The 13,354-nt window shown below is 40.0% G+C and carries 14 protein-coding genes and 1 pseudogene; 4 read left to right on the forward strand and 11 right to left on the reverse strand.

Going from position 1 to position 13,354, the window contains the following annotated elements; translation table 11 throughout:
• Positions 1-5 precede the first annotated feature (5 nt).
• Positions 6-2,573, forward strand: a complete 2,568-nt coding sequence (gene plsB / locus F968_RS01685; RefSeq protein ID WP_004789647.1) for a glycerol-3-phosphate 1-O-acyltransferase PlsB — start codon at positions 6-8, stop codon at positions 2,571-2,573.
• A 46-nt stretch (positions 2,574-2,619) separates the two neighbouring features.
• Here plsB and F968_RS01690 read toward each other — a convergent pair whose 3' ends face one another.
• Together F968_RS01690 and F968_RS01695 are read right to left on the reverse strand one after the other, a co-directional pair.
• On the reverse strand, positions 2,620-3,603 hold the full coding sequence (locus F968_RS01690) for a putative solute-binding protein (RefSeq protein WP_004789649.1): 984 nt from the start codon (positions 3,601-3,603) through the stop codon (positions 2,620-2,622).
• Positions 3,604-3,682: 79 nt separating this feature from the next.
• Positions 3,683-4,498, reverse strand: coding sequence for an NAD(P)H-binding protein (locus F968_RS01695; protein WP_004789651.1), 816 nt, complete (start codon positions 4,496-4,498; stop codon positions 3,683-3,685).
• A gap of 20 nt (positions 4,499-4,518) precedes the next feature.
• On the opposite strand from F968_RS01695, the gene recG reads away from it, so the two are divergent.
• Together recG and F968_RS01705 are read left to right on the forward strand one after the other, a co-directional pair.
• The gene (gene recG / locus F968_RS01700) at positions 4,519-6,564 is read left to right on the forward strand and encodes an ATP-dependent DNA helicase RecG (protein ID WP_004789653.1); all 2,046 of its coding nucleotides are present in this window, start codon (positions 4,519-4,521) and stop codon (positions 6,562-6,564) included.
• On the forward strand, positions 6,557-7,186 hold the full coding sequence (locus tag F968_RS01705; protein WP_004789655.1) for a ComF family protein: 630 nt from the start codon (positions 6,557-6,559) through the stop codon (positions 7,184-7,186). The genes recG and F968_RS01705 overlap by 8 nt, the downstream gene beginning before the upstream one ends.
• A gap of 5 nt (positions 7,187-7,191) precedes the next feature.
• Here the strand turns inward: F968_RS01705 and F968_RS01710 are convergent, their stop codons facing one another.
• Together F968_RS01710 and F968_RS01715 are read right to left on the reverse strand one after the other, a co-directional pair.
• Positions 7,192-7,590, reverse strand: a complete 399-nt coding sequence (locus F968_RS01710; protein WP_004789657.1) for an NUDIX hydrolase — start codon at positions 7,588-7,590, stop codon at positions 7,192-7,194.
• Between the two features lie 14 nt (positions 7,591-7,604).
• Positions 7,605-8,186, reverse strand: coding sequence for an LOG family protein (locus F968_RS01715; protein WP_004789659.1), 582 nt, complete (start codon positions 8,184-8,186; stop codon positions 7,605-7,607).
• Positions 8,187-8,344: 158 nt separating this feature from the next.
• Between F968_RS01715 and F968_RS01720 the strand changes: the two genes are divergently transcribed.
• Positions 8,345-9,358 carry a CorA family divalent cation transporter gene (locus tag F968_RS01720; RefSeq protein ID WP_004789661.1) on the forward strand — a complete coding sequence of 338 codons (1,014 nt, stop codon included), beginning with the start codon at positions 8,345-8,347 and terminating at the stop codon, positions 9,356-9,358.
• A 72-nt stretch (positions 9,359-9,430) separates the two neighbouring features.
• Here the strand turns inward: F968_RS01720 and F968_RS01725 are convergent, their stop codons facing one another.
• The 7 genes and pseudogenes from F968_RS01725 to F968_RS20515 form a co-directional block, all read right to left on the reverse strand.
• Complete coding sequence (locus tag F968_RS01725) at positions 9,431-9,718, reverse strand: STAS domain-containing protein (RefSeq protein ID WP_004789663.1); 288 nt, start codon at positions 9,716-9,718, stop codon at positions 9,431-9,433.
• A gap of 10 nt (positions 9,719-9,728) precedes the next feature.
• The gene (locus tag F968_RS01730) at positions 9,729-10,370 is read right to left on the reverse strand and encodes an MlaC/ttg2D family ABC transporter substrate-binding protein (RefSeq protein ID WP_004789665.1); all 642 of its coding nucleotides are present in this window, start codon (positions 10,368-10,370) and stop codon (positions 9,729-9,731) included.
• A gap of 26 nt (positions 10,371-10,396) precedes the next feature.
• Positions 10,397-11,080 (reverse strand): outer membrane lipid asymmetry maintenance protein MlaD, encoded by a 684-nt coding sequence (locus F968_RS01735; protein WP_004789666.1) that lies wholly within the window; start codon positions 11,078-11,080, stop codon positions 10,397-10,399.
• Entirely contained in the window at positions 11,080-11,859 is a 780-nt protein-coding gene (gene mlaE / locus F968_RS01740; RefSeq protein WP_004789669.1) for a lipid asymmetry maintenance ABC transporter permease subunit MlaE, read from the reverse strand. The genes F968_RS01735 and mlaE overlap by 1 nt, the downstream gene beginning before the upstream one ends.
• Positions 11,856-12,674 carry an ABC transporter ATP-binding protein gene (locus F968_RS01745; protein WP_004789671.1) on the reverse strand — a complete coding sequence of 273 codons (819 nt, stop codon included), beginning with the start codon at positions 12,672-12,674 and terminating at the stop codon, positions 11,856-11,858. Before F968_RS01745 ends, mlaE begins: the two co-directional genes overlap by 4 nt.
• Before the next feature lie 90 nt (positions 12,675-12,764).
• On the reverse strand, positions 12,765-12,974 hold the full coding sequence (locus tag F968_RS01750) for a hypothetical protein (RefSeq protein ID WP_081399444.1): 210 nt from the start codon (positions 12,972-12,974) through the stop codon (positions 12,765-12,767).
• Between the two features lie 107 nt (positions 12,975-13,081).
• A pseudogene (locus tag F968_RS20515) lies at positions 13,082-13,354 on the reverse strand (DEAD/DEAH box helicase); the annotation flags it as partial.

Below are 13,354 nucleotides of genomic sequence, written 5' to 3' on the forward strand. Positions count from 1 at the left end.
TTCTTATGTCCAAGAGTGGGTTTGGTCAAATGTATCGTCGGCTTTCGAGTAAAATACTTGACCTCGTGGTAACACCACATGTTCTTGGGGAAGTTCCTACTGAACCAGTATCAGAAACAACAGAAGCAGAGACCGACCGCCAAAAAGTGGTGTGCTATGTCTTACAAAACCACTCTCGAAGCAATGCTTTGGTGGTTGATGGAGAAACGCGTCGTTTAAATTTAAAACCTGCATTAGACCCATTAGTTGTTGGATCTCATCAGGAAAAAGCATCAGTTTTATTTTTACAGCACAATGATGAAAATAATTTACTGAATCCTCCTCCTCATGCTTTTCCACCACGTTTAATAAAACTGATTGAAGTCTTAAAAGAAAATCCTGAACTTGATATAGAACTTGTTCCAGTTACTGTTCTATGGGGCCGCTCACCAGATAAAGAAGACTCTTGGTTTAAGCTATTATTTTCAGATACATGGGCTACACCGAGCACAGTTAAGCAATTAGTGAACATTGGCTTACATGGCCGCCAATCTTACTTAGAATTTCATGAACCACAATCGTTACGTGAACTGGTTGATTATGCTCAACAGCATTATCCAAACCTTTCACCAGCAACTTATATTGTAAGTACGTTAAATGATTATTTAGATCGTCAACGTGAAGTGGTCTTAGGCCCCGATTTATCCGATCGCCGTAATGTCATGCAGTCGGTTGTAAAATCTCGTGATGTTCAAGAAGCAATCCGCCGTGAAAGTATTCGCGGGAAAGTCAGTATGCTCGAAGCTGAACGTCGCGCAATTGGTTATGTCAATGAAATCGTGTCGGATTATTCACACTCAGCAGTCCGCTTTGCCGATCTTGCTTTAACGCGCTTATGGACCCAGCTTTATGACGGCGTAGATGTGCATAACTTCAGTACCGTTCGTGAACTGGCAAAAGATTATGAAGTGGTTTACACACCTTGTCACCGCAGCCATATTGACTACTTATTATTGTCTTATGTGATTTATAGACGTGGCCTTATGGTTCCGTATATTGCTGCGGGTGATAACCTGAACTTGCCTTTCGTTGGTCAGCTTTTACGCGGGGGCGGCGCATTCTTTATTCGTCGTTCTTTCCGTGGTAATGGCCTTTATACAACAGTATTTAAAGAATATTTATATAGTATTTTGTCACGTAACACGCCACTTGAGTACTTTATTGAAGGTGGACGTTCGCGTACAGGACGCCTATTACCGCCTAAGACTGGCATGCTTGCCATGACAGTTCATAGTCATTTACGTGGTCGTACAAAGCCAATTGTATTTGTACCCACCTACATTGGTTATGAACGCCTAATGGAAGGCTCGACCTACGTAGGCGAAATGCAAGGTAAACCGAAAGAAGCTGAATCAATTTTTGGTATTGTGAAAACCTTACGAAAAATTGAACGTATTTTCGGTAAAGTCCACGTGAACTTTGGTGAACCTGTTTTCCTTGATGATCTGCTTAAACAACATAATGCAGAAAATGTTTTTATCGAGAAAAATGACGACCCAATTCCTCAAGCAGTTTCAGATGCAGTAAATAGCTCTGCACATGCAATTTTAGAAAATATTAACCGAGCTGTGGTGATTAACCCTGTCTCTTTACTTTCTATTATTTTGCTTGCAACCCCAAAGCATACGCTTGATGAAGAAATTTGTATTAAGCAGCTTGAAGCTTACCGCAATCTGGCATCGAACTTCCCGTATGACCAACGTATGGAAGTAACGCCGCTTTCTGGTAAAGAAATTATTGCGTATGGTTTAAAGCTTAAACTCATTAAACGAGTTCAGCATGCACTAGGCGATATTATTGCGATTGAAGATAATCAAGCTGTTCTTCTGACCTATTTCCGTAATAACATTTTGCACGCCTTTGTCTTACCTTCATTGGTTGCATCACTTGTTGAACATAATGGAAAAATTAGCCGTTCAGATTTAACCAATGTGATCTACACGCTCTATCCATTCTTGAAAGCTGAGTTATTCCTTAAATGGAAGAGTAGCGAACTTAAAGAACAAATTGAGCAATATGCAAATGCATTGGTTCAATCAAACCTTATTCAGCAAGATGATGAAGGCAATTTAATTAGCTCTGCACCAAACACTGAAGAGCATAATCAGCTTGTTGTTTTAGCTACGCCTGTTAAGCAAAGTCTTGAGCGTTACTACATGACGCTTGCGCTCATTACTCAACGTGGTTCAGGTAATATTTCTGCTAAACAGGTTGAAGAGTTAAGTCATTTACTCGGACAACGTCTGTCAGTTCTATATGAATTTAATTCACCAGAGTTCTTCGACAAAGCTTTATTCCAAAGCTTCCTAAAAGTACTTACACAGCAAAATTACATTCGTACCAACGACCAAGGCCAAATCGAGTTTGATGATAATTTCCGTCAAATGGCTGCTGGCGCACAGTTGGTTCTTGATGAAGTAACCTTACAAATGTTGCAACACATCACCACCTTTAGCGACGAAGAGTTAAAAGATGCGCTTGAAGCTATGGCATCTCAACAAGCAAAACGACGTTTAAAACGTAAGAAAGCTTAAGATTTTTAGTCAAAATAAAAGGCAACTTCGGTTGCCTTTTATTTTATTAGCGCATTGGGCATTCAAAATAGCGTGGATCATCTATACAACGTAGTCGCTTCATGAGTTGAACAAAATAGGCATCGTAATAACCTGAAAGGACATACTGATTACGTATTTTGGCAACCATAACGTCATAACTTTGCTTCTCATAAAAAGAGACATCTACCCAATAATAAGCAGGTAGATGATTTTCCCACTGGGTTGCACGGTTAGTCAGCAATTGGCTATTTTGAACAAACCACCCTCGAATTTTTCGACCAAAATTAGCCGGATAAGCTTGTGGCTTAATAATTAAATTAACGCCAAAATATGCCAAAGGAAAATTAATGACTTGAACATCGGGTCCAAATTCTTTTTGTAAATTATACGGCAATAACCCATACACTGGGGCTGGGACAATATCGATTTTGTCTTGCTTAAACTGCATAATCGCATTAGATAAATCAACATAAACTGGCTGAGCACCTACACTTCGTACCAAGGCTTGTTGTGGTGGATTATTTGGTAACACGCCGATACGCTGATTTCTTAATTGAGCAACTCTAGAGAGTTTCTTATTTTTTAGAACCATATAGGCCGTGCCAATAGGAATCATCCCTACCGCCTCATAATCCTTAGAAATTAATCTTTTTTCGACTGTTGGATGATTCAAAAGCTGTAATAAGCTTTTCGCGGTACGATTATTAGGAATAAGCCCGATACCTGCGGTACTTCCCATAAACTGGTTATAACGATAAGTATTAAAATTAGATGCCGCTAAACCTGAACATTTACCTTCATCAAAAGCTTGTATGGCCTGTTGTTCTTTTTGATAGGTCACCACTTTAAATTTGACTTGATATTGCTGAGCATATAACCGAATGTCATTTAAACGACGTGTAATATCCCCTTGGGAACCAATCGGATCATATGCACACCACACCTGATCCTCGGCCCAACTCGCAACAGCTGTTACGCTCAAAATAAGAGCTAAACAAATTTTTTTCACTTTCAACCTTTTTATCTTTATCGGCAATTTGACTGCCTCATCAGGTATTTCTGTTCTTATTTAAAGTTTAATCAAAATTTTATTTAGTGCTATGAACATTTAAACATAATAAATAGTCATTAAAGCAAATTGGATGCTCTAATTTAAAACCCGTTGCAGGCAAATGTTTCGCATAAATTCTTTTACCTGAGATTTGGTTTGATTCTAACGTTAACTCGGGTAATCCCAATTGTTTTTGGAACCACACGATAACTTCATGCAAAGGCAATGGTTGGTTATTAGTCACAATATAGCTCGCGTGATGATTTTCATAGTCCGCCATAAAAGCCAAAAACTTTGCTAAATCATCAATATGTATTCGATTGCTATAATGTATATTTGGATAACTTTGACTATTTTCAGCCATCTTTTTTAAACGGGCAACTGAAGTTCCGTAAATCCCAGTTGGGCGAACAATTACACATTGCACTGGATAATGTTTTTGCCAAAGGCGTTCCATATCACGCAATATATGGCCTTGTGCATCATTTGGCTGAATTTCACTAAAATCATCAATGATCTCCCCTGCATTTTCACCATATACCCGTGTAGACGACACTACGATTATTTTTTTTACTGGATGTATTTTTAATGCATCTCGAATCGGTTCAATACTATCAACATAAGTATGTTGGTAGCCTTCAACCGTACTCTCGTTTGGAGAAAGTAAAATATATACGACATCTACAGGTTCAATTTTACTTAAATCAAGTTTAAAGATATCTTGGACAAGATGTGTTGCGTAACTATCCGTTTTTACACTACGGCTGATTGTGGTAATTTGATGTTCTTTCTCAAATAGTTGTTTAGCAACACGCTGAGATGTTTTACCATAACCGATAAATAATATATGCATAGAAAACTCGTTGAGGGGACATGACTTCAGTCCATCAGTTACAAGGCGTTGGATCGGCTTCAGCAGCCCTACTCGAAAAACTAAATATTTTTACCACAGATGATTTACTGTTTCATCTGCCACGTGATTATGAAGACCGCAGTACGATTATTGCAATGAATCAACTTGTGGTTGGGCGTAGCTATTTACTTGAAGGTGAAGTCAGGTCAATTGATTTTCCTCCGGGAAAAAGAAAATCTATGGCAGCCTTGGTTCAAGATGAATTCGGTAAAGTTACCTTACGCTTTTATCATATTTATAAAAACCTGACTGACAAAATAAAACCGGGTCATCGCTTACGTATTTTTGGTGAAGTTCGTGTCGGCGCTCGCGGCCTTGAGATGTATCATCCTGAAATTCAACTCATTCATGAACATACACCTCTACCAAAAACTCAGCTTACAGCAATTTACCCAAGTACGGATGGGCTAACTCAACCTAAACTGCGTGAATATGTAAAACAAGCTTTAAAGCATCATAGTGATGCCTTACCAGAGCTGCTCCCCAAAAAATATACTAATGGCTATGCGCTTAAAGAGGCTTTGTATTACATTCATGAGCCTCCTGTTGATGCCAATATGCTCCAGTTGGCTCAAGGGTCGCATCCAGCCCAACAGCGACTTATTTTTGAAGAACTGGTTGCACACCAGATTAGTTTACTTAATCGCCGTGCGTATATTCGCCAAATTGCATCTCCAGCTTTCTCAAGCAGTAAAATATTAGCTAAAAAGCTTTTAGAAGCTTTACCTTTTCAAATGACCAATGCACAAAAACGTGTATCTAAAGAAATTCTAAATGACTTAAAACAACACCAACCTATGCTGCGCCTAGTACAAGGTGACGTTGGGGCTGGAAAGACCTTAGTTGCTGCTGTAGCGGCTTGCCATGCTTTAGAAGCTGATTGGCAAGTTGCATTAATGGCCCCAACTGAGATTCTTGCAGAACAGCACTATTTGAATTTTAAACGTTGGTTTGAACCATTGGGTATTACAGTTGCGTGGTTATCTGGCAAACAAAAAGGCAAAGCCCGTGCCCAAGCAGAACAACAGATTAAAGAAGGCCACGCAGAACTTATTGTCGGTACACATGCCTTATTTCAAGACAATGTTGGCTTCGCTAAATTAGGGTTAGTAATTATTGATGAACAACATCGTTTTGGTGTAGATCAACGCTTAGCTTTACGTAATAAAGGTGCAGAGCAATTCACCCCGCACCAACTCGTCATGACAGCCACTCCTATTCCAAGAACACTGGCAATGAGTGCCTATGGGGATTTAGACACATCAATTATTGATGAGTTGCCTCCAGGCCGTACTCCAATTCAAACCGTTACGATTCCACTTGATCGTCGCGAAGAAGTACTTCAACGAATTGCTTCGAATTGTAGAGATGGGAAACAGGCATATTGGGTATGCACATTGGTTGAGCAATCTGAGACTCTAGATGCTCAAGCCGCCGAAGCTACCTATCAAGAAATGAAAGAACGCTTTCCTGAACTTAACATTGGCTTAGTGCATGGCAAAATGAAAGCTGACGAAAAGCAGTCGGTCATGCAAGCGTTCAAAAATAATGAGTTACAGCTTCTTATCGCAACCACTGTCATTGAAGTTGGGGTAGATGTTCCCAACTCTTCTATTATGGTCATTGAAAATGCTGAACGTTTAGGCCTTTCTCAGTTACACCAATTACGGGGTCGTGTAGGTCGAGGTGCTCAAGCCAGCTTTTGCGTACTTTTATATAAGACGCCTCTTTCTCAAAATGGGCAAGAAAGACTTTCTATTTTAAGAGAAAGTAATGATGGCTTTGTGATTGCAGAAAAAGATCTAGAATTACGCGGGCCCGGTGAATTACTAGGTACGAAACAAACTGGTGATATGGGGTTTAGAGTTGCTCGTTTAGAGCGAGATGATCACTTACTCAGTCAAGCTCATTATGTAGCTCAGCAAGTCTTAAAGGATTATCCAGAACAAGCAGATGCATTATTAAAACGTTGGCTTCCAGAAGCACCTCGCTACGCGTATGTTTAGTTTCTTAAACCCACAGCATCTTATTCAATTGCTCTCACCTTGCTTGTTATGTGAGTCAGATGTAAGAGAAAAATCTTCGCTCTGTAAGGATTGTTGGAAGCATTTACCTTGGCTTAAACAAACAATTCAACGCAATGATCAATCAGTTCTTGTGGCTTGTGATTATGCTTACCCAGTTAGCAGAATCATTCAGCAGTTTAAATATGAACAAAAATTACATTATGAAATTTTGTTAGGTGAAATTTTACAACAACTCAAATTTCCCAAAGTACAAGCTATCGTACCTATGCCTATTTCAAATCAACGTTTAATCAAACGTGGTTTTAATCAGTCATTATTACTTGCAAACATCTTAAGCAAACAATTAAAAATACCTGTTTGGCAGCCAGTACAACGTCTTGCTGAACATTCGCAAAAAGGACTTTCTCGACTGGAACGCTTTGAGAACATTGAGCAACAATTTATTGCGCTTACTCAAGAAAAACGGCGTTATCGCCGTGTTCTTATTATTGATGACGTAATAACTACTGGAAGCTCTATTCATGCGCTCAGTCAAGCACTTAAACAATTAGGCTGCACATCTATCTATGCCGCTTGTCTAGCGGCAACATTAACCATTTAAAACAATTAAACTGTAGATAAATGCTGCTCACACCAAGGAATAACAATTTCACGGGTTAATGGTGCAAGGTGTGTTTCTGAATCATTTAAATTCACCCATTTCATTTCCGCAATTTCGGCTGCGATTTTAGGCGCCTGATCGAGCTGAACAAGATATAAATGACTAACCAGAATATGATCTGGCTCATTGGCAGCTGCTGTTTCGAAACGACCAAGAAATTGCTCAATTACACAAGAACTTCCAACTTCTTCTAAAATTTCTCGCTGCATTGTAATCTCTGGCGCTTCATTAGGTTCCAGCTTACCACCCACTTGCATAAAAGCATGAGTATTACGCTTTCTCACGAGCAACAACTGATTTTGCTCATTCAAGATCACTGCAGCAGCGACCGTAATTGTTTTCACTTATTTAACCTCGTTTATGGTTGAACATCTGCATTTGTCCATTTTGGAGCAGGAGCCTGATATTGCTCAAATTGTTGAAGAATGTCTTCAATTTTGTCTGATGCGATCAATTTATCAACGAACCGTGCTTGGCTAAATCCATTATCCACCGTCCCTTGAATCATTTTAAGTAAATCTTCATAAAAGCCAGCTACATTTAAGAAAGCACATGGCTTTTGATGAATACCTAATTGCGCCCACGTCCATTGTTCAAAGATTTCTTCCAATGTACCCGCACCACCAGGTAAAGCAATAAAACCATCGGAGAGATCCGCCATCTTGGTTTTACGCTCATGCATATTTTCGACCACATATAATTTGGTTAAGCCCGGATGAGCTAACTCACGATCGACCAAAGCACGAGGAATCACGCCAATGACTTGTCCACCTGCCTGCAAGGCACTATCAGCGACAACGCCCATTAAGCCTGAGCGACCGCCGCCATAAACCAAGGTCTTACCTTGTTTTGCAATAGCCTCACCTGTAATTTTGGCAATTTGTTGGAAAATTGGGTTTGAACCAAGAGATGAACCACAGAAAATACAAATTGAATTCATAGTGTAAAAAACCGTTTTATTGAACTGTCATGCTGACAAACTAAACTATCGATAGAGTTTTTTTTTGCAAAATAGCGTATTGGCAAGTGTTTTTCGGCAAATCCTTGTCTAAAATACACCCATCCATTTCCATCAGACTGCGTGAGGAAAAAAGACACATGCTTGAAGCCTTTTATGCCACAGAACGCGGAAGTCTGGAAGATGCCACCATCAATGGTGGATTTGATCTACATCCCGAATTAGTCTGGCTTGATCTTATTGCACCCTCGCAAGAAGAGCAACAATGGGTACTAGATGCCTATGACCAAAATTTACCCACACTAAAATCGCTTGAAGATATTTCATCCTCAGCACGATTCTACCGTGATGATGATGGTATTTTGCATATCAGTACTTATTTTTTAACGAAAAATAAAAACTATCAAGTGGATGGTGATGCAGAAGATTCATCACACATTTTGGCGATGGTACAAACGGTCGCATTTATTTTGCATAAAGACCGTCTCTTTACGATGCGGGGAGAAAAATTAGTTGCGTTTCGTGCCTTTCGTGCGCGTGCTCGCCGAAATGACTACGACATGGACTATAAAGATCCAACATGGATTTTATTAGGTCTTCTTGAGGCAAAACTCGATGAGCTTGCGGATATCTTAGAAGATATCCACAAAGATTTAGAAAAATACTCGACAGAAGTTCTTAACAATCACCAGCGCGAACAAATTCTAGATCTTGATGACATGATTACGCGCCTAGCTCAACAAGAGGATATGCTAGGAAAAGCTCAGCTCTGTTTAATTGATTTACGACGTGTACTTACTTTTTTATCACGTCCTCGGGCATTAGGCAGTCATATTTACGATGCTGATATTCGAGAACTGAGTGAAGATGTCCGCTCACTCGTAGAACATGATGCTTTCTTATTCCAAAAAGTACGATTCTTGCTTGATACAACGTCTGGATTCATTAATACCGAACAGAATGATACGATCCGTCGATTCTCGATCTTACCAAGTATGTTAGCTCCTCCGATGCTCATTGCTAGTATCTATGGGATGAACACAGATGTATTGCCTTTTGCACATGGTACAACTAGTTTCATCATCGTTTTATTAATTATTATCGGTTTCTTTATTGGCCCTATTATTTATTTCCGCTGGAAAAAATGGATTTAGGCTTTGTAATAAAATGCTAGTCCAAAGCATAAAAAAGCACCTAAATACAGGTGCTTTTTTACATCTAGAACATCAGATCAAATGTAGATCTTCCTGCAAATGGCAGGCTTGAATGATCTTCAGCATTTTTTCGGGTACATTTTTAAAATGCAAACCAGCTTTTTGTGGAGTCACTCGTAACCATTGAACTAAAACAGCCAACGCCAAGGTACTACCATGTTCAAGCTCTGTTAAATCCACCACCAGAGGAAAGCTTTGCTGCTTCTTGATGATAGCTAAACCTGCTTGATACTGTTGTTCCGCATTTTCAAAATCAATTTTTCCCGAAACAACCAATTGTTGGTTGAGATACTGAACCACTCTTCACCTACTATTTTTGTTTGTTCTGATTAACAGCAGCGTCTGCATCCGGTTGGAAGGTTGCAATTGCTTTATTCAAATCGCCACCATTACGTTTCACTGTTGCAGCAAACTGATTACGGAACTGTAATCCCAAATCAATACCAGAAACATTGATATTACGGATTTTCCATTGAGTACCTTTATCAGCTAACTGGAAAGATACAGGAATTTTGTCACCGTTATGACTGAAGTCCAATGTCACTACTGGGTTTTTACCCGCAGTTGCCTTGTAAGGGCGCATGGTATAGCTTTGGTTCGTATATTTAGCAAATGCACTACCGTAATTTTCAATTAAAGTATTACGGAAGTTAGTCTCGAACTGAGCACGCTGCGCTGCTGTACTATACTGATTTGTTGCATAAGTACCCATTACAATGCGAGTAAATGCTTGTGAATCAACATACGGGTCTAAATTCTGACGTACGATGCTCTTCACTAATGCTGGATTACTTTGCAATTTTGCATGATCAGCTTTCAAACGAGCAATCAAACCATCAGCAACACGCTTGATAAAATCAGGTGGTGCTTCTGAAGGTGCAGCAAATGCTGTACCTGCAATCATGGTAGACAAAAGACTTGCTGTCAGGGTTTGTTTAAACAACGTATTCACCAGGAACCACTCCTTCAAATAATCTTTTACTCAACAAATGAGGCTTGTGCACTATCTTTATCAGTGCTTGCAGGAGCACTCGCTTCTGTTGAGCCTGAACCGGCAGCAACTTTACCAGCCCCACCACCAGTAATAAATTTACTAATTAAATCTTCTAAATCCATAGTTCCTTGAGTGTTTGAAATCGTGTCACCTCGTTTCAAGTAGTTCACACCACCACCAGGTACAACTTTCAAATATTTCTCACCCAACAAACCATTGGTTGCTACCATTATATAAGCATCTTCATCAATACTTGTGATGGAGGTCATGTTACTGGTCAGTTGCTGTTCCATTGCTTTTTGTTGCTCTGGAGAAGCCTGAGTATAATCTGAGCTATAACGCAACTCTTCCAGCGCATTCTTCTGAACTTCTTTTAATTGTTCAGGATTGAAACTTGTCAACTTTCCATCTAAACCAAATGTTACGGTAGCCAAACGCGTAACAGGATCAAGCGCAATTGAATCAACACGACCAATTGTAACACCACTCATTGTCACTTTAGCACGTGGCTTTAGCCCATTGACATTATCAAACTGAGCCTTCATGGTATAACTATCACTTAAGTTCGTACCAACAAGACCACTAACTTTCATTGCTAAAAAAAACAATGCAATACCGAAGATAATAACAAAGATACCAACGGCCAGTTCACTACTACGTGATTTCATTAAATCCCTCCGAACATGACCGCAGTCAACACGAAATCAAAACCTAAAACACATAATGAAGAATACACAACAGTCCGAGTCATTGCCGTTGCAATGCCTTCTGGTGTCGGATCACAGGCATAGCCTTGATAAACAGCGACCCATGTACAAATCAAAGCAAAAACAATACTTTTAATAATCGTGCCATTGAAAATGTCATGCCAGAAACGCACTGTATTTTGCATACCACTCCAGAAGGAGCCTTCATCAGCACCTAAAAAGTCAACACCGACCATCTTGCCACCAATAATACCAATGGCTGCAAATATCACAGTTAACATTGGCAAACTGACAATACCTGCCCAAAGACGTGGTGATACGATTTGCTTTAAAGGGTCAACACCAATCATTTCCATACTGGCAAGCTGTTCACTTTGCTTCATTGAACCAATTTCAGCAGTCAATGCAGAACCTGCTCGTCCTGCAAATAGCAAAGCAGCAACCACAGAAGCAAGCTCACGGAGTAGGGTTAACGAAATCGCTGTACCCAACATCGACTCAGCACCGAAAGTGACCAAAATGCTATACATCTGCAAGCCAAGAACCGCACCAATAAACAAACCAGAAACGGTAATAATAAGTAAGGACATCACACCTACGCGGTGCATTTGGTAGCCAAAACGACCAAAACCACCTTTGGTAGGAAGTGAAAAAATAATCTGCAAGAGCATATGTGCCGCAGCACCAATGCCTCGAATCCGCTCAATAACGAGTCTACCTAACCAGGCAATCGTATTCATGGACGAACCTCGTTATCTAAATAAGCTTGATGACTAAACTGGTATTCAACTGGTCCTTCTGCCGAACCTGTTAAGAATTGGTGTACAAATGGAGAAGCATGTTTTTGCAACTCTTCAGGTGTACCCTCTCCCTGAATTTTTCCTTCAGCTACCACATAGATGTAGTCAGCAATCGATAATGTTTCTGCGACATCATGCGAAACAATAATTGTTGTTAAATCTAACGCTTCACGTAGTGAACGAATTAAACGAGTCAAAACACCTTTCACAATTGGGTCTTGACCAGCAAAAGGTTCATCGTACATGATTAAATCGGGATCAAGTGCAATCGCGCGAGCCAATGCTACACGACGATTCATACCACCTGAAAGTTCTGTCGGCATTAATTGTTCAGAACCACGCAAACCCACCGATTCAAGTTTTAATGCAACCAATTCAGCAATGAGATTTTCGGGAAGCTTTGTGTGCGCTCGGATTGGAAACGCCACATTTTCATAAACGGACATATCCGTAAATAGAGCTCCACTCTGAAATAGCATTCCCATACGTGCACGAGCGGAAAAAAGTTCCTGACGAGACATTTTGGCAATATCTTTAGCGTCGAGTAAAACTTCCCCCTGATCTGGAACTAACTGTCCACCAATCAGACGTAATAAAGTTGTTTTACCTGTACCAGAAGGTCCCATAATGGCCGTAATCTGGCCTCGACGTATATTTAAACTAATATTGTCATAAATGACGCGTTCCCCTCGATTAAAACTCAAGTTCTTCACTTCAATGAGCGGCTGAGTCGAGAGAGGAGTTTTATTATTCATAATGGCAATCGTTCCTGCACTTTTATGCACGCATACTATAACACTGAAAATTAGCAAACTTGTTGTAATTTTGACAAAAGCAAAGCTAACTTACTTGAGAGAAGTCGAAGAAGTATGTTCGTAAAAAGAGGTCAATTCAGAAGCTTGGAATTGCTCAACAGAACTTCCATTTATAAAAGCGTAGGCGAAGTAAACCCCATTACACAAAACGAGTGCAATAAAAAGATAAGGCAACCCATGCTTAGCCAGAAGGCTCTTCAATTGTGCCATTATTGTCTCTTTTCGCTTACTTTTACGCATTATTTAATAAAAAATTGAACCAATTCACATTTTGTTAGTTTATAACAAAACTGAAAAATAAAAAAGGCCAGTATTTTTACTGGCCTTTTTTTCAAACTAAATATTGATTAGCGGTCGAATTTACGACGCGGTGGTTTATCATCAAAACTACGACGCGGACGATCTTCACCACCAAAGCTACGTTTTGGACGATCTTCACCGCCAAACGCTGGACGCTCACCACGTGGTTTATCATCGAAGCTACGACGTGGCTTATCACTAAAACCACCTTCACGACGTGGACGATCTGAGTTGAACTCGCGACGTGGACGATCTTCACCGCCGAACGCTGGACGCTCACCACGTGGTTTGTCATCAAAACTACGACGTGGACGATCTTC

It is taken from the genome of Acinetobacter sp. NIPH 817, from assembly GCF_000368405.1.
Lineage (GTDB): Bacteria > Pseudomonadota > Gammaproteobacteria > Pseudomonadales > Moraxellaceae > Acinetobacter.